The sequence below is a fragment of the Microcoleus sp. MON1_C5 genome, assembly GCF_036701875.1.
Classification (GTDB): domain Bacteria; phylum Cyanobacteriota; class Cyanobacteriia; order Cyanobacteriales; family Microcoleaceae; genus Microcoleus.
The window spans coordinates 134,878-154,514 of the sequence record NZ_JAUBRN010000003.1 but is presented as its reverse complement, the minus strand read 5'-3'; the positions used below and the strand labels follow the sequence as shown (position 1 = coordinate 154,514).

17 protein-coding genes are annotated in these 19,637 nt (G+C 45.1%); 9 read left to right on the top strand and 8 right to left on the bottom strand.

The genetic code is table 11. The features are described 5' to 3' along the window. Window positions 1-155: 155 nt before the first annotated feature. The 4 genes from QUA71_RS02800 to QUA71_RS02785 all read right to left on the bottom strand — a co-directional run bounded on the left by QUA71_RS02800 (window position 156) and on the right by QUA71_RS02785 (window position 5,166). On the bottom strand, window positions 156-512 hold the full coding sequence (locus tag QUA71_RS02800; RefSeq protein ID WP_190658147.1) for an STAS domain-containing protein: 357 nt from the start codon (window positions 510-512) through the stop codon (window positions 156-158). 104 nt (window positions 513-616) lie between these two features. Then, on the bottom strand, window positions 617-1,867 hold the full coding sequence (gene glf / locus QUA71_RS02795) for a UDP-galactopyranose mutase (RefSeq protein WP_333281910.1): 1,251 nt from the start codon (window positions 1,865-1,867) through the stop codon (window positions 617-619). A 123-nt stretch (window positions 1,868-1,990) separates the two neighbouring features. Beyond that, window positions 1,991-3,292 (bottom strand): glycosyltransferase family 1 protein, encoded by a 1,302-nt coding sequence (locus tag QUA71_RS02790; RefSeq protein WP_333281908.1) that lies wholly within the window; start codon window positions 3,290-3,292, stop codon window positions 1,991-1,993. Between the two features lie 839 nt (window positions 3,293-4,131). Beyond that, the gene (locus tag QUA71_RS02785; RefSeq protein WP_333281905.1) at window positions 4,132-5,166 is read right to left on the bottom strand and encodes an aldo/keto reductase; all 1,035 of its coding nucleotides are present in this window, start codon (window positions 5,164-5,166) and stop codon (window positions 4,132-4,134) included. Window positions 5,167-5,591: 425 nt separating this feature from the next. Between QUA71_RS02785 and QUA71_RS02780 the strand changes: the two genes are divergently transcribed. The 3 genes from QUA71_RS02780 (at window position 5,592) to dtd (ending at window position 8,917) form a co-directional block, all read left to right on the top strand. Then, window positions 5,592-5,993, top strand: coding sequence for a fasciclin domain-containing protein (locus QUA71_RS02780; RefSeq protein WP_333281968.1), 402 nt, complete (start codon window positions 5,592-5,594; stop codon window positions 5,991-5,993). A gap of 452 nt (window positions 5,994-6,445) precedes the next feature. Continuing rightward, the gene (locus tag QUA71_RS02775; protein WP_333281902.1) at window positions 6,446-7,582 is read left to right on the top strand and encodes a GTP-binding protein; all 1,137 of its coding nucleotides are present in this window, start codon (window positions 6,446-6,448) and stop codon (window positions 7,580-7,582) included. An 879-nt stretch (window positions 7,583-8,461) separates the two neighbouring features. After that, window positions 8,462-8,917: a D-aminoacyl-tRNA deacylase gene (gene dtd / locus QUA71_RS02770; protein ID WP_333281899.1), complete on the top strand. Its 456-nt coding sequence runs from the start codon at window positions 8,462-8,464 to the stop codon at window positions 8,915-8,917. A 164-nt stretch (window positions 8,918-9,081) separates the two neighbouring features. Here dtd and QUA71_RS02765 read toward each other — a convergent pair whose 3' ends face one another. Beyond that, window positions 9,082-9,471: a hypothetical protein gene (locus tag QUA71_RS02765; protein WP_333281896.1), complete on the bottom strand. Its 390-nt coding sequence runs from the start codon at window positions 9,469-9,471 to the stop codon at window positions 9,082-9,084. A gap of 31 nt (window positions 9,472-9,502) precedes the next feature. On the opposite strand from QUA71_RS02765, the gene QUA71_RS02760 reads away from it, so the two are divergent. From QUA71_RS02760 to QUA71_RS02750, 3 genes are all read left to right on the top strand, one after another. Then, on the top strand, window positions 9,503-10,738 hold the full coding sequence (locus QUA71_RS02760; protein WP_333281893.1) for a HetZ-related protein: 1,236 nt from the start codon (window positions 9,503-9,505) through the stop codon (window positions 10,736-10,738). A gap of 796 nt (window positions 10,739-11,534) precedes the next feature. Further along, entirely contained in the window at window positions 11,535-12,428 is an 894-nt protein-coding gene (locus tag QUA71_RS02755; RefSeq protein WP_333281890.1) for a DUF2382 domain-containing protein, read from the top strand. A gap of 169 nt (window positions 12,429-12,597) precedes the next feature. Further along, window positions 12,598-12,825: a hypothetical protein gene (locus QUA71_RS02750; RefSeq protein WP_333281887.1), complete on the top strand. Its 228-nt coding sequence runs from the start codon at window positions 12,598-12,600 to the stop codon at window positions 12,823-12,825. Between the two features lie 179 nt (window positions 12,826-13,004). On the opposite strand, the gene QUA71_RS02745 is transcribed toward QUA71_RS02750, so the two are convergent. Next, a complete protein-coding gene (locus QUA71_RS02745; RefSeq protein WP_333281884.1) occupies window positions 13,005-13,973 on the bottom strand; it encodes a TIGR03885 family FMN-dependent LLM class oxidoreductase in 969 nt (322 codons plus the stop codon). Between the two features lie 194 nt (window positions 13,974-14,167). Then, entirely contained in the window at window positions 14,168-15,019 is an 852-nt protein-coding gene (locus tag QUA71_RS02740) for a DUF1206 domain-containing protein (protein ID WP_333281881.1), read from the bottom strand. A gap of 1,078 nt (window positions 15,020-16,097) precedes the next feature. Between QUA71_RS02740 and QUA71_RS02735 the strand changes: the two genes are divergently transcribed. The 3 genes from QUA71_RS02735 (at window position 16,098) to QUA71_RS02725 (ending at window position 19,324) form a co-directional block, all read left to right on the top strand. Further along, complete coding sequence (locus tag QUA71_RS02735) at window positions 16,098-16,223, top strand: hypothetical protein (RefSeq protein ID WP_333281878.1); 126 nt, start codon at window positions 16,098-16,100, stop codon at window positions 16,221-16,223. A 457-nt stretch (window positions 16,224-16,680) separates the two neighbouring features. Then, complete coding sequence (locus QUA71_RS02730) at window positions 16,681-17,256, top strand: DUF3611 family protein (RefSeq protein WP_333281876.1); 576 nt, start codon at window positions 16,681-16,683, stop codon at window positions 17,254-17,256. A 436-nt stretch (window positions 17,257-17,692) separates the two neighbouring features. Beyond that, complete coding sequence (locus QUA71_RS02725; RefSeq protein WP_333281873.1) at window positions 17,693-19,324, top strand: alpha-amylase family protein; 1,632 nt, start codon at window positions 17,693-17,695, stop codon at window positions 19,322-19,324. A 41-nt stretch (window positions 19,325-19,365) separates the two neighbouring features. On the opposite strand, the gene QUA71_RS02720 is transcribed toward QUA71_RS02725, so the two are convergent. After that, window positions 19,366-19,512, bottom strand: a complete 147-nt coding sequence (locus QUA71_RS02720; RefSeq protein ID WP_333281870.1) for a hypothetical protein — start codon at window positions 19,510-19,512, stop codon at window positions 19,366-19,368. Between the last annotated feature and the right edge of the window lie 125 nt (window positions 19,513-19,637).

Sequence of the window (19,637 nt, the reverse complement as noted above, 5' to 3'; positions counted from 1 at the left end):
TTTTTGCTGATTAATTTGCAAAAGTTCTGCACCTTAATACAGGCTCATCTGAAGGCTCTCTTGTGCTGAAGTCATTAGTCAGAAGAAAGAAGAATAAACCAGGAAGATTTTTCCTATTCCCCACTCTCCCCCTCTCCCCCTCTCCCCCTCTCCCTCTAGCTAGCAAGACTGTGCAAACCTCCTAACGGTTCAGTTAGCTCACTTTTGAGAGAAAAGTCTTCTGCAAACGGCAAACACTGAAATATTTGCTGTAGTCCCGTGAGTTCAAAGAGAATTCTAACTTGTTCGCTCATGGCAGAGATCAAAAGTATACATTCGCTGTCCCTAACTAATTTCACGATCGCCACTACAGCCATTAACTCGGAATTTTTCAGGAAATTAATTTTTGAGAAATCCAGCATAAGAATTTTCCCACCGCTTTCAATGAGGCGCTGTATTTCTTTCTGAAACTGAGCAAATTGAGAATTTTCCAAAACCTCATGAGACAAAACAATTTTAACTAGAACGTTCATTTTTACCTCACTGCTTGTTTGAATTATTAAATAACTTTTGATGAAAACCGAGTAAGGTGCTCTGTGGGCACCTTACCTTTTTACCCGTAACTCGCAGCTTCCAGCTACTTGCTAGCAGAGTTGCCGTTACCGTTGCCGTTGCCGTTGCCGTTGTTGACAGCAGCGACTTCTAGAGAAGCTGCGGCTGGACGAGGGGGGGTAACTGCATTGGAGGAGCTTACATTAGAGGCAGAACCGTTAACATTTTCTACCAATTCAATTACCGGCTTGGTAGTAATTTGTTTGTAAGTTGTCAGAGCTTGAGCGACCACTTGATCCATGTTGTAATACCTGTAAGTCGCCAGCCTTCCCACGAAAGAGACTCCCGGAGTTGCATCAGCCAAAGCCTTATATTTCTTGTAAATTTCGGCATTTTCTGGACGCGGAACAGGGTAGTAAGGGTCTCCCTCAGCTTGGGGATATTCGTAGACAATGCTAGTTTTTTGATGCTCTTGTCCGGTGAGGTATTTAAACTCCGTGCAGCGAGTATATAAATGCTCGTTCGGGTAATTTACGACCGGTGCTTTTTGGTGTACGGGTACGTTCAGTGTTTCGTGCTTGAATTCCAAGGAACGGTAAGGAAGTTTGCCGTAGCAATAATTGAAATAGGAATCCACCGGCCCGGTGTAAATCATTTCTCCGTAAGGGATAAAACCCTCAATTTCCCGGTAGTCGGTATTCAGCATCACCTTGATGTTTGGGTGAGAAAGCATCTTTTCAAACATCCGAGTGTAGCCGTGCAGCGGCATTGCTTGATAGGTATCGGTAAAATAGCGATCGTCCCGGTTAATGCGAGTGGGTACGCGCGCAATCACTGAGTTGTCGAGTTCCGACGGGTCCATTCCCCACTGTTTGCGGGTGTAGTTGCGGAAGAATTTCTCGTAAAGTTCGCGACCGACTTTGCTGACAACCACATCTTCTGAAGTGCGAATGTAATCCTTTGGTTCTGCTACTTTCGCGAAGAAATCTTCTACTTCAAATGAGGTGAGATTCAGTCCGTAAAGTTGGTTGACGGTGTTGAGATTGATGGGAATTGGCAGCAGTTGACCGTCAACGCTGGCAAGGACGCGGTGTTCGTAGGGCCGCCACTCGGTGAAGCGCGAAAGATACTCGAAAACTGGGCGCGAATTGGTGTGAAAAATGTGGGGGCCGTATTTGTGTACCAGGATGCCGTGGTTGTCGTAGTGATCGTATGCGTTGCCGCCGATGTGGTTGCGGGTATCAATTATCAGGACAGTTTTTCCAGCTTCATTTGCTAGTCTTTCGGCAATGACGCTACCTGCAAATCCGGCTCCGACGATTAAATAGTCAAACATTGAAACACCTCTAATTGTGGGTAAGGGTAAGGAATAATTGGTAATTGGAGATAAAGCGAGGAGTGTTGAGTGTTAATTTTTGAATCCGTAAAGTGTAACTCTTTAAATTCACCCTCAACATTCCTAACTTAAAACTTTGATCCGGTCTTCGGCTTTCTGCCGTTTCTGGTCTATCGCACTTTCGATCAACCCCAGCATTTCGCCCCAGGTATTGTCCCAAGAATTGTCTGCTAAAAAGGCGTCTACTTGGCTGAGCCACTTGGTGCGAACGTCCGAACTTTCGCTGAGGATTTCTTGGGCACAAGCAACGAATTCTTCAGAATTGCTAGCAATCCGAACCAAGCCCTTTTCTCCGTAGGGTCGCACCACGTCGCGGATAGGAGTAGAAATCACAGGTTTGCCGGCAGCGAGGTATTCTGGAGTTTTCGTGGGACTAATAAACTTAGTCGATTCGTTTATCGCAAAAGGCAGCATTGCGATATCCCACCCGCCAAGATACGCTGGCAGTTCTTGATAAGATTTCCCCCCGAGATAGTGGATATTTGGGTGGGTTGGCAGAGTTGTCGGAGCGATTTTCGTCACCGGGCCAATAATGACTAAATGCCAGTCCGGCCTTGCTTGGGCTATGTCCCCCAGCAGTTTGATATCCATGCGTTCGTCTATAACGCCATAAAATCCCAAACGCGGGTGAGGAATGTCTTTTTGATCCGTCGGTTCGTGTGAAAGATTCCTGGCGGTCGCAAAGTGTTCTTTTTCGATGCTGCTGGGGAAGGCGTGAATGTTTGGGTGCTGGTGCTGCTTGGCTTCGTAAAGGTTGTGTCCGCCTGTAAATACTACGCTGGCGCGCTTTAATAGTTGGTTTTCATTGGCTTTTAAATCGGGGTGTGCGCCTTTGAATGCTGACAATTCATCCATGCAATCGTAGACTACAGCTAGCGGCTTTAAGTGGTTGGTGAAACTCACAGCCATTGGTGTGTAATACCAGAGTATGTACTGGCTGATTTCGGCCGCTCGAAACAAATCATCTAGCATGGCTTGCTGAGCAGTTTGTGCTGTTGCTTCGCTGGTTCCTTTGGTCAGGTGCGGTACTATTACCCAGACTCCGCTTTCGTGGATGCTGACATCAAGCCACCAATCTGTAGCCACGCTATAAATTGGTTCTTCTACAAAGAATACGCGACGACTTTTGGCACAACGACTTAAGAGATGTTGCGGACGCTGATAGACAAAATTCCACCGCAAATGAGACAGGCAAACTAAATCTGGTGCATCTAAAGCCTCAGTTTTTGATAAGTTGGCGCGCAATGCGGGCGAGGAAGCAAATTGAGAGGGCGATTTGGCTGGATCTATAGAGGTAAATCGGATCTCCCATGCGCGCTCTTTATTGCTATAACTATTGTTTACTGAGTTTTCTGGGGGCGACATATTAGCCTCGGGAATTTGTCCATGAAAATTTGTCCGTTAAAATTTGTCAATAGGATATATTTCTCAGCATTCTCTTACTGAAAGTCGCAAGCATAAATCTGAGAACTTTTATTGACTAGCAAGGGCCGCATTCAGTGAGCCAAACAAAGAAACTGTTTAGCTGCGGAGAAACACGCTTATCTGCTTTTTTCAGAATTGAAACTTGGAGATAAGTTAATATTGTTAGACTTGCTATTGCTGTTAAATGTAACCCAGTTTTTCTGCCCTAACTTCTATCTGAAGGATGACTTCTATCTCAGGACGCGCTTAGCTTGTATGCTGGGTTCAAAAGCCCTTAAAATGCCGATCGACCTTGTAAAATGACTCTTAACTGGCAGGGACGGCGTGAAAAAAGAGCGAGTTTTATTGCTTTATTTGGAGATGAAAGAAAATTTGTCATCAAGTTTATGTTGCTTTTTGATTTGACAAACCTGGCTTTTTTTTCACTCATCCGAGCGCTAATTGGGAAATTTTGTATCCTAATATACAAAAAGTCGGCCGACATTTCTGACTTCCGATAGATTAACCATTGACAGTTTCATAGAGTGGGGTTAAACTCACCGAAGAGCACCTGTCTCAACAATATCAAAGAAACCACGCAACCGCAACGATAAACCTAAGATTTTGCGCGAGTCTGCGACAAGAAACCAAGGTGGTGAGATTTGCGCTGTGGGCGTCAGTTTAACCTCGCGCCCACAGCAAAAATGTCAATCATCCCTCTAAGGGCGGCTTCGCCGATATCTGCAATGGAACGCCAAATACCCACGTAAACCCGCCCAGACTAGAAGGTAGCAGCAATTTTAAAGTCGGGGGTCAATTTTTGCCAGTCCCCCTCCGAAGGCAAAATCTTGCACCGTCGAACTCTTTAAGAAATCGTGGGGAAAACCCAATTCAATGGCACTTACGTTGTCTAACTGCTGCATTTGCTCCGGCGTTAATTCAAACTCCAAACAAGCGAGATTTTCCTGAAGTTGCGAGAGTTTGCGGGAACCCACAATCGGAATAACTTGGACTGGCTGTTGTCGCAGCCAATTTAGGGCTATTTGAGAAGCAGGTTTACCAATTTCGGCTGCTATTTTGCTAACTTCGCCAGCAATTTGGAGGTCTCGTTCGTTAATTTTTCCAGATTCAGGTGAATTCAGCCGTTTAGCTTCGCTGGCTGTTTCTGAAGTGTTGTATTTTCCTGTCAGCAAACCGGCTGCTAGGGGGCTCCAAGCTGTGACGCCAATATCAAAGGCTTTTGCCATAGGGATCAAGTCCCGTTCAGGAGTTCGCTCTTTTAAAGAATACTCGATTTGCAAGCCGATAAATGGTGTCCAACCGCGCAGGTTGGCGATCGTATTTGCTTGAGAAATAATCCAAGCCGGCGTATCGGAAATGCCGATATAAAGAACTTTACCGGCGCGCACCAAATCGTCAAAAGCGCGCATCACTTCTTCGACGGGTGTGGTAAAATCCCAAGCGTGCAGCCACAGCAAATCTATGTATTCAACTTGCAATCGCTTCAAACTGGCCTCTACTGCTTGCACCATATTTTTGCGGTGGTTGCCGAAACCATTGATTTCGCCATTCTTCATGTTGAGGCTATACTTAGTGGCAACTACCCATTTTTCGCGATCGCCTGCGATGAACTCACCGACATATTTTTCGCTAGTACCGTTGGTGTAGAGATTCGCGGTATCAATGAAATTGCCGCCCGCTTCTGCAAAGGCGTCGAACATTTTCCGGCTTTCGTCGTAGGAACTCCCCCAACCCCACTCTTCCCCAAAAGTCATGGTTCCGAGGCAGATTTCGGAAACGCGAAGTCCGCTGTGACCTAGTAGTTTGTATCTCATGTCACCCTTCCGCTAGTTAATGTTTGTTAACAGTTTAGATCTGGATTTCCCAAACTGTTGCCATCAGTCGGGGTGGCGGGTTTTACCGGGCCTTAGCGCTGTGCTTAATGTTGAATGTTTTGCCAAGTCAATCAAAATGTTTTAGCTTCCGGGGTTCCGAGCCATCGCCCCTGCGTTTAGTTTAAACACCGGGCAGGGGCGATTATCTTATTAATATATTTAGGATTACATTAATGAATTAAAATACAGTAAAATCCCAAAAAAAAGATCTACCTTTAGATAGGTACTTTATGAAACGAGTTAAATTATATGGTGCTATCTTAAATATTCAGAAAACCCCACAGAACTAGAGAAAAAATTAATGTAGCTAAATTAACTTTTTAGCGTTATAGTCACTTATAGATTACAAAAACTAGGTGACTCACTTGGCTGACATCGTTGATACCGCCGTTTCGGCTGGATCTTTTACAACCCTAGTTGCTGCTGTTAAAGCTGCTGGTTTAGTAGATACTCTCAAAGGCGCTGGCCCCTTCACTGTTTTTGCGCCTACTGACGAAGCTTTTGCTAAGCTTCCCGAAGGTACTGTAGAAGCACTGCTTAAGGACATTCCTAAGCTCACAAAAATCTTGACTTATCATGTCGTTTCTGGCAAAGTTATGGCCGCTGATGTGGTCAATTTGACATCTGCCAAGACAGTTGAAGGTTCAGAAGTTAAAATTGATGCTTCCAATGGCGTCAAAATCAATGATTCTACCGTTACCACAGCCGATGTTGCTGCTGATAATGGCGTCATCCACATTATTGATTCAGTCTTGCTTCCTGCGTAAGCACAGACTTAGATAGCGCAATACTATCTGGAGGGCGGTGGCTAGAGTTAGCCGCCGCCCTGTTTTCGTTGAGGTTTAAATATTTTAGGCAGCTCAATAATTAAAACTATTATAGAGCAGCGGGAATTGACCGATCGCACTCAGCTTGACTTGGATCCCAATTTGTCGCTGCTGGATTTACCGGGAAAACTCGTTGCAGACAAACAGCGACAGGTACTCGGAACAAAAAAATTATCAAAAAAATAAAAAAGTGCGATCGACCGCGTTAGCAATTGCCGATAATTAGCGGCGCACTTATTTTGCACTCTCGCGCTGATTGCCGATTGACGCGTAGATACCTGGCCACCAAACCCAACATTTCTCCGAGCAACTGGGTTTCCGAGGCCTTGTCCTAATTAAGATACAATAAGAACCACAAGTTTAAGCTTTAGACCTTATTTGACATTCAAGCTATGCAATCTACAACTCAGTCCGAGACAGAACTGGCGATGGACGCTCCCAAACACGGATTGCCCGTTACAATCATTACAGGATTTCTCGGCAGCGGTAAAACAACCCTGCTCAACCACATCCTGACCAACCAGCAGGGTTTGAAAACAGCAGTTTTGGTAAATGAATTTGGCGAAATCGGCATCGACAACGAACTGATTGTCACCACCGACGACAACATGGTCGAGCTGAACAACGGCTGCATCTGCTGCACAATTAATGAAGATTTGGTTAATGCAGTTTACAAAGTTTTGGAACGTCAAGAAAATCTCGATTATCTAGTAGTCGAAACAACCGGACTCGCCGACCCGCTGCCAGTAGCGATGACTTTTTTAGGCACAGAACTGCGCGACCTGACTCGTCTCGATTCGATAGTGACAGTAGTAGACGCAGCCAACTACAGCTTAGATTTGTTCAACTCTCAAGCAGCTTACAGTCAAATAGCTTACGGCGATATAATTATCCTCAACAAAACTGATTTGGTTGAAGAAGCAGATTTAGATTTGTTGGAAGTTAAGATTCGGGATGTCAAAGAAGGTGCTAGAATTCTGCGAACCGTAAAATCGGAAGTTCCCCTACCGCTAGTCCTCAGCGTCGGATTGTTTGAATCTGACAAATATTTCCAATCTGAAAAAACTCCTAGCAGTCACGACCACGACCATCACGACCATCACGACCATCACGACCACCACGACCACCACGACCACGACCATCACGACCATCACGACCATCACGACCATCACGACCACAGCCATCACGACCACTCCCACCATTTAGAAAATGACGGATTTACCTCAATTTCTTTCCAGAGCGAGAAGCCCTTTTCTCTGAGGAAATTTCAATATTTCTTAGACAACCAACTGCCAACAAACGTGTTTCGCGCGAAAGGGATTATGTGGTTTGAAGAAAGCCCCAAACGGCATATTTTTCACTTGAGCGGCAAGCGATTTACGATGGACGATGACGAGTGGAAAGGCGAGCGGAAAAACCAGGTTGTTCTCATCGGTCAGGGTTTGGATACCGAGACTTTGCGATCGCAACTCGAAAACTGTCTTTGTATGCCTTCAACCAGTCGCGGTAAAGGTTTTGGGAAGAACTAACAGTAAAATATTCTTTTCACCTCAACCAAAGAGCGTCGCGGTCTAATTGTTTTCGCGATCGCGAACTGGAGATGGATGGGGACAATGAAGGGCGATCGCCCTCCAAGAAAAAGAGTGCCCTCCAAGAAAAAGAGCGCCCTCGAATAAAAAGAGCGATCGACCTATTTTATTGTTGCTAACAAAAACAGAGCCGCACACTTATACTGTCCGCCGATCTCAAAAGCACGATCGCCTGGGCTTTCAAAGGTGCAGAGTTGCGTTGGTTTTACGTAATCTCTGCACCTTTATGCTGTTCCCACCACCTCTCACCACTCCTACTTCCCACAACCAGCGCAATAGTTGGCAAACTCAACGAGGTCTGGGAGTTTCCCTTGACCGTCTCACGTTCATTGTTTTCGGCTAAGCTATTACAACAAGCTTGCAAGGAGACGGGCTATGAGCAATCGGCGGCTAAAAAGAATTCGTGATTATATTTCGCTCTTTTTATCACGACTCCAAAGGAATTTTTGGTGTTTTTGGGTAAAAATTCAAGATGACATTATTCTTTTTTTTGCTAATTGTTTATTAGCCCTTCTCAAATTTATTGGTTACACTGCCTGGTTTTTGGCTTTGATTTTAATGCTGGGTCATTTCTGTCTAGTTGACATACACATTAGCCGTGCGCGCATAACCCTCCAATCTCAGTGTCCTGAACCAGTGATCCAGCCTAAGCCTGCCGTGTCATTTAACACTCAGGCGGGTCAACTATAAACTTGCCTTTGAAGCCCCCACGCTTAATCTAAGATTTAGTGGTGAGTGGCTGACAATTTCATTTTCATCCCGACACGGCGATTGCGCTGCTGTTGAAATAATCCTAAGACGCTACCAAAAAGCAGGTCAATGCGAGTCATCATCCAGCGAGTAAAATCATCTCAAGTCGAAATTGAAGGTCAAATTGTCGGCAAAATTGGCTGCGGACTTAACTTGCTTGTAGGTATTGCAGACACCGACACCGAAGCAGAACTCGATTGGATGGCTCGCAAATGCCTGGAATTGCGTTTGTTTCCCGACTCGGCCACGGATACCGGGCGCTGGGACAAGTCAGTACAAGACATCGGTGGCGAGTTGCTGGTTGTGAGTCAGTTTACGCTCTATGGGGACTGCCGCAAAGGTCGGCGACCTTCATTTGACCGAGCCGCGGCTCCTGAACGAGCTGAAATTTTTTATGATAAATTTGTCGAAAAGTTGCGCCAGAGCGGCTTAAAAGTTGAAACAGGCTTGTTTGGAGCGATGATGCAAGTCTCGATCGACAATGACGGGCCGGTGACTTTGGTATTAGAGAGAGAATGCGGGTGAGTTGGTTGACAGGCCTCTCTGTGGACCGCACCGCACCCTACTTTTCTTGTCTTCCTACCCTTCGGGAACGGCTTCGCCGAACGTGTCCTTTGCGTCTTCGCGGTTCGTTCAAAAAAGGCCGTTGCGCGTTTACTAAGAGCAAATTTTCAGATCGACCGGGTTTCCTAACTGCTGTTGCGTAGGTTCAGAAGACATGGGTTTTCGCTACATTTTCTCCCATCCCGATTCCAGAACATCAAACCCTTAAAAAACCAGTTTGTAAATCGTCCACTCAGCGGCCCTGGAACACCGTCAATCTTTTTCGCGATCGCCCCACCAAAATACAGCTCAGAATGCTTGTACAGTAAGGCTTTAATGGCAATAAAACCAATCTTCCACAGCCAGCGCTTAGAATCAGATTCAGCAGCCAAAAACTGTTGGATGAGAGAGTGGAACACTGGCATCACTGCGGTTATCTCTACTTCCGTAACATTCAATGTATAGAGAGTTGAATCAGCACAGCAAGCGAAACCGCCAGCTACTGCCACCTCACTCTCTAACAAATGTCCTCGCACACCCGCTGTGCCCTACCACCCGATAAACGCCATGACTGTCAAAGCTGCCACCACCGTCAACTGCAACACCGCTTCTGACCTCAACTGCATTCCAGCCGCCTCCAGCGAACAAACCGCCGAAATCAATACTGTTCCCAGCATCGATATCCTCGCTTTGGCTAACTTCGCCCTCAAAGAATTGCAAGCCGAAATGAAAACTGCCAGCCGCAGCGCTCAAGCAGTGGCAATGCGGATTGCTAAGGAAGTCGAACGGATTTGCCAAAAAAGCGATCGCATCCAAATTTCCGGCGAAGTTGAAGCTTGGCAAATCACCTTAGCCGAGCACCGGTTGCAAAAAACCCTGCAATACTACCGCCTCGGTTCCAAACAAGGCCGCGTCGAACTGCACTCCCACCTCGCGGCTATGATTTACCGCCATGTTGCTTCTTTCCGATCGAACTTGAACTTCCAAGCTCGCTACAACATGATTGAAGACTTTTTGCAAGGCTTTTACATCGAATCTCTGCGAGCTTTCCGCCGCGAACACCAACTCGATGTCACTTACCAGCCCCGCACGCAGCTAGAATTAGCTGAGTACATGGCTTTCACCGAACACTACGCCAAGCGCCAAATTGGTTTGCCCGGCCGCAACCGCCAACGCCTGATCGTGTTGCGCGCTCAAGGATTTGCCAAGGGCCAGCCTCCCGAAACTGCGATCGACATTGAAATGGCTGTAGAATCCGGCAAGGGAGAAGAAGCGGAAATGTACAGCCGCTCTCCGGCGCTGCAACAAGTGCGCGAGCAAATGGTATCGGAAACTGTCGATCCGGCTGATGCTGTACTGCGCGATCGAGTAGTCTCGGAATTGATCGCCTATCTGGAATCGCAAAATCAGCCAGAATGCGTGAATTACTTAACTTTAAAATTGCAAGACCTTTCGGCTTCGGAAATTGACCGCGCGCTCGGTTTGTCTTCCCGCCAGCGCGACTACTTGCAACAACGTTTCAAGTACCACGTCGAAAAATTTGCCCGCACTCAAAATTGGAAACTCGTCCACGAATGGCTGGGTGCTGATGTGGATCAAAAGCTGGGAATGACTTCGGACAAATGGGAAGCATTTCGCGCTCAACTGTCGCCTGAAATGCAGCAACTGTTAGAAATGAAGCGGAATCAAGAAAGCGAGAAGGCGATCGCCACCGCCCTCAAATGCACTCCCAAACAAGTCCAAAAACGCTGGGCGCAACTGTTGGAGCTGGCTAGCCAGACTCGCAACAGCAGCCAAGCTTAATTGGTGCTCAAATATGAATGCAACTGTTTTCTTGAGACTGGAAAATGCGATCGGGTGCGGCACCTACACAGGAATGCCCGCCCCGGCCTCCGCTCTCAAATCAACAAGCGCTGCTACTAAATTATCGCCGCTTTTTGGCCTATTCAATTTATTAAAACAACATTACTTTTTTTAATATCTTTCGTTCCCTGGTTAGGCCGGGGAATTTGTTTTTATTAGTCATTAGTCGTCAGTTATGGGAAATTGCTTGCTGAATAGGAGGCATTGCATATATTCATAATGATATTTAGGGCTTGCGGTCGAAGGGCATAACACCGGAGTCCAGACATTATCTGGCGCGGGTTACATCGCAAGACCTTATGTTATTATTCCCAGTCTAAAGAGATGTTGCAACTTTCGAGTCGTTTGTTGCTTTTTTAGCTCAAACAGATAAAAACCAATTATTTTCTTGTTTTTCCTTGAGGGTTATGAATATATGTAATACCCACACAACTCTAGTTTTAAAGTAATAAGTTCGTCTATAAAATGTTTTATATCCGTTAATTTAGCGTATTAAAGTATACCTTATAATTTTATTGTTTGATAAAAACAGTTAAAAACCGATTGTGAAAATTGAGGGGGCGGAAGGCGGATAAAAAATGACTATTCATCTATCCCAAGACAGAAAAAAATCAAAATAAATATACTCATCGTACTATTCTGTTTCATTTAATCCTTCATAAGAAGGAAGCATCAAATTTGAGTTCTATCTAAAATGGGGGCATAAGTTGATGTAGATAGAAAGGGAAGGACTCCTATGTTACTTTACAAAATTGAAGATTTTAATCCCAGCTACCGCGAAGCTGCTTTTAATGGCGAAGATATCAAAGGTCTGGATATCTATGCTGGAAATACAGATGAAAAGATTGGCTCCATCGATACCGCGCTAGTTGATGAGACAGGACGTTTCCGATATTTTGTTGTTGACACGGGTTTCTGGATCTTTGGCAAGAAGGTATTAGTTCCAGTTGCTCTTTGTCGAGTGGATGTTGATGCAGAACGCATCTACGCGACGGGTTTGAGGAGTAAAGACCAAGCAGAAAGACTACCCACGTATGAGGATGGGATGGTGGTTGATTACGATTATGAAGAACAAGTGCGGGGTGTTTATCGTACTCTACCTGTAGAAGCGTCTGCACCTGTAGAAGCATCATTGCCTTTAGAGGCATCTGCACCACTTTCTATGCCGCGTTCTGTCTCTAACCAAGCTAGGGCTGCTGCTCATGACCGCAACACCTACACTTACGAACAAGAGCCTCAATTGTATCAGATGAACGAGCGCGAACATCACAAATTCCGACTCTACGAAGAACGACTGGTTGCAGAGAAAAGCCGTCACAAAGCTGGCGAGGTAGCAATTAGCAAGCGAGTAGAAACCGAAACGGCACGAGTTTCAATTCCCACAGAAAAAGAGCGAGTTGTAATTGAGAGTGTAACTCCAGGAAATGCAGGTGCGCCAGTAACTCGGGATACTCCCTTCCAGCAGGAAAAGGTGATGCGTATGGAAGTTTACGAAGAGACTGCCGATATCAAAAAAGAAGCTTTTGTGCGCGAAGAAGTTAACATCAGGAAAGAAGTTGAAACGGAGATTGTTGAAGCAACGGAAACACTGCGTCGTGAAGAGTTGGACGTGAAGACGGAAGGGCGTTAGAGTGCGAATGAATTGAACAAGGGTTTGTAGTTGCGCTGTCTTCGACAACATATGCGTTGAAGACAGCGCAACTACGAACCTACAAAATTACTACAATTACGAAAAAAGACGAGCTTTATAATGTCTAATTGCTGGCGTTTGCCGTTAATTAAGTACAGCATTTTTAGCTTTGTCATTTAGCATCTATGCGATTAGTTTTTTAGTAAAATCTCAGCCAGTTGCAGCTCAACAAGCTCAGCAGACATTTCATATCGTTCTTGCCTTCAAAGATGCTGGCATCGGCTTGCCCGATCCTGATGTGCGAATGCTGATGCCGCGCCATCCCGATAAGTGGCGAACCGCATTGGGTTTGGGAGAGAGCGATCGCACTCAGGATTCTGACAATCCTAGTCGGTAAGTCATATCGATTCCAGTTGCACCGTCGGTGATAGTTGACTGTTGACTATGAGTCAAAAAACTGAAAATAGCGCGAATTATTTGTTCGCAGCTTGATTCGACTTTACGGCCGACGATGAAGCGCGGATTTGATATCATTCCGGCACGCCGGAATGATATCAGTAGCATCATAATTACGACTCAACTTTTTGTCAGCCCTGGCACTACTTTTTCGCCGAACACCTCAATAAACTGCTCTTGTTCTCGGTTAACGTTGTGCAAAATTAGTTGATCGAACCCCAATTCAATATCTTTTTGCAACCACTCAATATGCTGCTCTTGGTCTGCCGAGATGCGGACGTGTTGATATAACTCCTCTGGTTGCACAAACTCCCCGGCGGCATCAAATTGATCGGGTGTTATCAGTTCTGTCAACATTTTGCTTTTGAAGATGTTACTGCGCCATTGGTCGTGAGCGCCTTGTAGTGCTTTCTCTGCATTACTGTCATAGGAAAGCTGCACTTTCAAAATCATTGGTTTCCCTTCTCCGCCACCGCGACGAAACGCATCGACGACTTTTTTTAACTTTTCAGGTGGGCGAGAAGTAGTAATTAATCCATCAGCCCAACTGCCCAACCATTCTGCGGTTTCTGGGGTAACTGCCGCGCCGATAATTAATGGGAGAATTTCCGGGCGGGTATAGAGTTTTGCATCTTCTACGCACACTAAACCGCGATGGGTGACGGTTTCTCCTGCCCAAAGGGCGCGGATAATATCGACACATTCTTTGAGGCGCGCGTTGCGATCGCTCTTAGTAGGCCACTTATCCCCAGTAATATGTTCGTTCAACGCTTGACCGCTGCCAACCGTGAGCCAAAAACGATTTGGAAACATTTCTGCTAAAGTTGCCGCAGCTTGGGCAATAATAGCCGGATGATACCGCTGTCCGGGAGCGCAAACAACCCGATAGGAAAGCCTCGGCGTTGCTTGCATTGCTGCACCCAACCAAGACCAAGCAAAACCGCTTTGTCCTTGCGCTTCACTCCAAGGATGAAAGTGATCGGAAGAAAGGGCATGGGTAAAGCCAGCTTGTTCTGCCATTTGGACATATTTCAGCAGTTCGCTGGGCTTAAACTGTTCGTGGGAAGCGTGATAACCAATTTGTGCCATAAGTTTTTAGGGGTTTTGAGTTTTGAGTTTTAAGTTTTGAATTTTAAGTTTTGAGTTAAAATCTCTAGACTTAAAAGCAGGTGATTTAATCAGGACGCCTAGTAAAAGTTTTGAGTTTTGAGTTAGATAAATTTTTAATTCACCCAAAATAATCTTGTACTCAAAATTCATAACTTTCCGTATAACGGGCAAGCTTATGAGCGGAAAATTCGCCGATAGCGAGCTTCAATTACCGAGTAGATGCCATAGGCAATTAAACCCAAAGGTACTAGAGCCAAAATCACTGGACTAAAAGGCTGTTGTGCCAGAATTGCCAAGACCTCGCCCAATCCCTTCGTTTGGCTGGCATCCGATAGCCTTGCTGCTTGAATGAAGAAAAAACCGATTATAACGAAAACAATTCCACGGGCAGCAATTCCAAATCGACCCAACCGTGTCGCCCACTTTTGCTCGGTTGGGCTCATTTCATCTAGCTTGAAATGGCGGCGAAATTTGGCTTTATATGCTTCGTAGAAATAAGAAAATCCTACACCAATAACAATTGATCCCGCCAATCCTACCAGCCATTGTCCAAACGGTTGCGCTAAAATTTGGGCTGTCAAATCTTCGGTTGAATCGCTCTTACTAACGGCCGAACCCATTATCAGTTTTACAGCCGTTAAAGCCAAACCTGCGTAACCTAAAGCACTTAAGGCGTAGCCAATGCGTTGGGCAATTCGCTTGGCATCCATTTTCTGTCCTTGGTGTTCTGGGTCTAGAATTGTCTGAACGATACGCCAAAGGGCATAACCAATAATGCCAATCGTTACAAGAAATAGCAGAATTTTACCGAACGGTTGGTTAACAATTTCTGATAATGCACCGCTAGTATCGGTTGTCCTGCCGCCCGTACTAAAGGCTGCTTGTGCTGCTAGAAAACCGACAATAAAGTAAACTAAGCCTTTGGAAGCATATCCCAATCTTGCCAGTCGCTCAAACCAGGGATGAGAAGCTGCCTGTCCAATTGAGTCTTTAATGCTGTCCGTGGGTGAGTTGTCCCGTTTCATATTTTTTATACTTTAGTTGTTAACGACTGCTGGCATACGCCTATGGTGAATTCCTTTCCCGTTAACTGAGTTTTTAAACAAATAATTTATGTTATTATCGATAAGTTTAATTATTAGCTTGTTTAGAGATATTTTTCATCAGTCTTGAGCGGGAGTTTCATCGGTTGATTGATTGAGAAAATTCACATTTATTACCCTTGACAAATCTAGCTTTATGGGCTATTATTATACAGCTTCCGTGATGGAGCAGTCTGCCAGCAATATAGTATATCCTTGATTAAAAGTTCTTTAACCAAAGTTTTAATAACAATTAGAATTAGTGGCGTTAAAAATTATCCCCAAAAAACACATAAAACTTGAAATACTGTCTTGAGTGGTAAGGTGTAATTGGAAAGCAAATATACCTGCTTATTCATAAGAAGAGGGGTGACCAACTTGCCTGCTACAATTTGTTGGATTAGGAAATATAGCAACAACAGTTAGCCTGGTTTCCCAGGCGAATCTAATAAAGGCAGCCGTGCTGAAATTACCCTTAAAACTTTGCCTGTATAGGGAATAAAAGCGAAGATCAATGCCACAAATTCGTCAATAAAAAGCAGTGTCACTTGCAAAGCAAAGAAACCAATAATACTCGTAATATAGCAAGCCTAAATCATTTGTGAATCTCTTACTCCCTCCCCTTACTAAGGGGAGGGTTGGGGTGGGGTAAAAGATTTAGGACTCCTGCAAGGATTGCTATAGCAATAAAACTCATGCTTTATGCAATGCCTGCGAACCAACCCATTAAACCCTTTTATAATTTTGAAATAATTGCATCGGCTCGCTGACGGTAAAAAGCGGGAAAAAGGCTGATAGTTGCGTGGCGGTATGGCATCGGATTTACCAGGAGTATGGTCAAAAATATAATTAATAAGCTATGGATAATCAGGCTTATATAGTGGGAATATAACAGATAAATCTGCGAATTGGTTTACATAAAAATCGTTTACATTTGTTCGGTTAAATCGTCAATAATGGGAAGGCGATCAAAAATTTGTCCGGGTAATCTTGCTTGCAACGAATAGCTCCAAACTCGCATATGAATAGTTGGGAATCTGGAATAGCTGCCTTAACTAGGTTATGGACGTTGCAAGAATGGATGCGCCCCAGTGCCGCAGTTGGGTATCAAGCATCTATCGCCAATAGTGCGATCGATCGCACTTAACTCAAAGCTGTATCATAAATTTTCGCTCAATCATCTTCCATCAGGGGGATATTTTCTTATGGCATCAGACAGATGGCAAGGTCTAGCTAGTTAGATTAAATGGAGATAGAAGCAAGATTGTGAAATGTTGAACAGAAACAAGAGACGTTTTGCCTAAGTCGATTTTTAAGACTCTAAATTCCCATTACCGCAAGAAGTTGATTGTTCCAAACCGGGAGGATTTGAGGAAAATCCAATCAACCACAACGGCAGTGGCTGTGTTGAGTTCAACCTTTTATTTACCGAAAATTGCCCCAGTCGGTTCCTAAACATCAGGCATCCTGCTTGCCCTTAACTGACTTTTCAGGAAAACTCTAATAGCTAACCACAAGGCGATCGCTGGCGACAGGAAGACAAGCAGAACCTATTTCTTACGTCGTTTGCTTTCATGATCAATTCAGCAATAAGGTGTATATATATGAATCAACTGAATCAACCAGAATCCTTGTCGCAACCGCTGACCCAAAGCGAATTCGTCGCAACTTTTCGCTTGTTTAGTCGATTTAGCTTCTGGATACAGTTATTCTTGGGTGCTGTTTCCGGCATTGTTTTATTATTTGCTATGTTGGGTCGCAACATGGGCGAACAAACCAATAATGCAGGTATTGGTTTCGGGGTAGTTTTAGCAATAATTGGCCTGTTATTGCTGGGCTTTAGAATATTTTGGGATTTTCGCTATAGGCTGTTAGGCAGACTTTTGCACGCCGAAAATTCCCAGGTCTATCCCAGCAAAGAACATATTACTCACACCTTACGGATTGGATTAGTTTCTAGTTTGGTGGGGGTATTAATCGCCTTTGTTGCTTCTGAAGAAACAGTTGCTGTAGTCCTCGCAAAAACTCTTAGTCAGCCCCAAGCGATGACAGCTTATTCGCCAGAAAATGTGATTCGTTCCCTAGATATTTTTGTGACGATGGCAAACGTCAATCTGATTGGCGCTCACTTTTTTGGAGCTGTTACTTCTCTTGGGTTACTCAATTGGGTAGAAGATTAGTTGGCAGCATGGGCGATCGCTAAAGGCAAACATAGCTCCTAGGTTGTTAGGAATGACAAGGGCTGACCGATATAACTAATGTTTGTGGTTTTGCACTGTCTTGGCGAAAGAGAGCGAAGACAGGGCAGCTACAAGCTAAAGAACTTGGCTATTTGGATGAACATCTAATCGGAAATTCGTAGCGATCGCTCCTGGTAATGGTAGTGAGCTTGAGCAACCGCTTTTTTATTTAAAAAACGTAATTTATTTATTATCTGGATAGATATTTCATCTACCTTTAGATGGATAGATATATTTTTAATTGAGACAACAGGACTTACGCTCATATTGCGAAAGATGAGCTATAACCGTGGCATTGAGCTTCCTAAACAACCCTGTGACCGGGTTTCGGAACAAAGCCATGTTACACAGTTTCTCTATTAAGAAATTTACTGCAATGAAAGACCTCTGGTATAAAAACGCAATTGTCTACTCCCTCGATGTTGAAACCTTCATGGACTCTGACGGCGATGGTGTCGGCGACTTTCAGGGACTTATCAACCGCCTAGACTATTTATCCGCGCTAGGAATTACTTGTTTGTGGTTGCTGCCGTTTTATCCTTCCCCTAACCGCGACAATGGTTACGACGTGATGGATTACTACAACATCGATCCGAGACTCGGAACCCTGGGAGATTTTGTCGAGTTCATGCACCAAGCAAGGGAACGAGGAATTCGGGTGCTGATCGATCTGGTGGTAAATCATACGTCCAATCAGCATCCTTGGTTTGTTGCATCCAAAAGCGATAAAAACTCCAAGTATCGCAATTACTACGTGTGGTCAGAAAATCCACCCAAAACAGATCCAGAATCGCTGGTGTTTCCCGATGCCGAGGACAGTATTTGGGAGTACGACGAACAAGCAAACGCTTACTATTTGCATCACTTCTATAAGGAACAGCCAGATTTGAATATTGGCAATCCGGCGGTACGAGAAGAAATCTGCAAAATTATGGGTTTCTGGCTAGAACTGGGCGTGTCTGGATTTCGCATTGATGCTGTTCCCTTTTTAATTAAAGGAATTGGCATCGAAGGTGCAGACCCCGAAAACCTGCGAGGTTTCTTGGAAGAAATGAGAGAGTTTGTGTCATCGCGTCAGGGTGATGCAGTGTTGCTGGCAGAAGCAAATGTCGATCGCGAGCAAATTTCTATCTACTTTGCTAAGGGCGACAGAATGCACATCCTGTTCAACTTTTTGCTCAACCAGCATCTGTTTTTGGCCCTGGCGCGTCAAGAATCCACAGCGCTGCGCGATGGACTAAAAACCTTACCGGATATTCCTCCGATTTGTCAGTGGCTTAATTTTGTGCGCCACCATGATGAACTGACGCTAGACCGCATTACTTCATCGGAACGAGAGGAAATTTTTGCAGCGTTTGCCCCTGAGAAAACTATGCAAATTTTCGGGCGCGGGATTCGTCGTCGCTTACCACCGATGATGGGAGGTGACCGCCGCCGGATTGAACTGGTCTACAGCTTGCTTTTCACCCTGCCTGGTACACCCATGCTGCGCTATGGCGAAGAAATTGGCATGGGCGACGATCTTTCGCTGGAAGGTCGAGGCAGCGTCCGCACGGTGATGCAATGGTCAGATGCAGCAAATGGTGGCTTCTCGACGGCTGCAACTGATGCCCTTGCCAGACCTGCGATCGCCAACGGAGAATACGGTTACAAACAAGTCAATGTCCTCGCAGCGCAGCGCGATCCTGGCTCATTAATTAACTGGATGGAACGTGCAATCAGCATCCGCAAGCAATGTCCTGAGTTGGGTAGGGGCAAGTGGCACATTCTGGAAACCGACTCTCCCTCGGTGTTAGCCCACTGCTGCGACTGGCAAGGCAGGACGGTGATCGCTGTCCACAATCTAGCCGACAAACCTTGTACCGCTACGCTGAAATCTCACGAATACAGCCATTTGTTCGATTTATTTGGCGATCGCCTGTATGAACCTCTCGATGCGGACTCGCTCTCTATTCCCTTAGAAGCCTACGGTTATCGCTGGTTTCGAGTCAATCGAATCCTGGGTTGAAAAAGTTAATGTTGATGGGAGTTATCAACGGTACTTCCGCCCTACACATCCAGCCCTTTGATATCGTCGTCATCAAAAGCTGCTTGGCGGTAGTTGGGATTAAAATCCTCAATTTTGTAAAGTAACATTGTTGTTTCCTGTACTATAGCAATCCTTGCAGGAGTCGTAAATTTTTGACCCCACCCCAACCCTCCCCTTATCAAGGGGAGGGAGTAAGAAATTCACAAATGATTTAGGATGGCTATATCTACATCAACTTGTGCACTTACTTTAGATAGGTATCACTTCTAATACTTCCTTGTTATGAAGGATT

Coding starts and splice junctions, on each gene's coding strand:
- QUA71_RS02790 (WP_333281908.1), bottom strand. CDS start 3,292: ATGTCGCCCCCAGAAAACTCAGTAAACAATAGTTATAGCAATAAAGAG.
- QUA71_RS02730 (WP_333281876.1), top strand. CDS start 16,681: ATGAATCAACTGAATCAACCAGAATCCTTGTCGCAACCGCTGACCCAA.
- glf (WP_333281910.1), bottom strand. CDS start 1,867: ATGTTTGACTATTTAATCGTCGGAGCCGGATTTGCAGGTAGCGTCATT.
- QUA71_RS02785 (WP_333281905.1), bottom strand. CDS start 5,166: ATGAGATACAAACTACTAGGTCACAGCGGACTTCGCGTTTCCGAAATC.
- QUA71_RS02800 (WP_190658147.1), bottom strand. CDS start 512: ATGAACGTTCTAGTTAAAATTGTTTTGTCTCATGAGGTTTTGGAAAAT.
- dtd (WP_333281899.1), top strand. CDS start 8,462: ATGCGAGTCATCATCCAGCGAGTAAAATCATCTCAAGTCGAAATTGAA.
- QUA71_RS02755 (WP_333281890.1), top strand. CDS start 11,535: ATGTTACTTTACAAAATTGAAGATTTTAATCCCAGCTACCGCGAAGCT.
- QUA71_RS02740 (WP_333281881.1), bottom strand. CDS start 15,019: ATGAAACGGGACAACTCACCCACGGACAGCATTAAAGACTCAATTGGA.
- QUA71_RS02735 (WP_333281878.1), top strand. CDS start 16,098: ATGAATAGTTGGGAATCTGGAATAGCTGCCTTAACTAGGTTATGGACG.
- QUA71_RS02745 (WP_333281884.1), bottom strand. CDS start 13,973: ATGGCACAAATTGGTTATCACGCTTCCCACGAACAGTTTAAGCCCAGC.
- QUA71_RS02760 (WP_333281893.1), top strand. CDS start 9,503: ATGACTGTCAAAGCTGCCACCACCGTCAACTGCAACACCGCTTCTGAC.
- QUA71_RS02775 (WP_333281902.1), top strand. CDS start 6,446: ATGCAATCTACAACTCAGTCCGAGACAGAACTGGCGATGGACGCTCCC.
- QUA71_RS02725 (WP_333281873.1), top strand. CDS start 17,693: ATGAAAGACCTCTGGTATAAAAACGCAATTGTCTACTCCCTCGATGTT.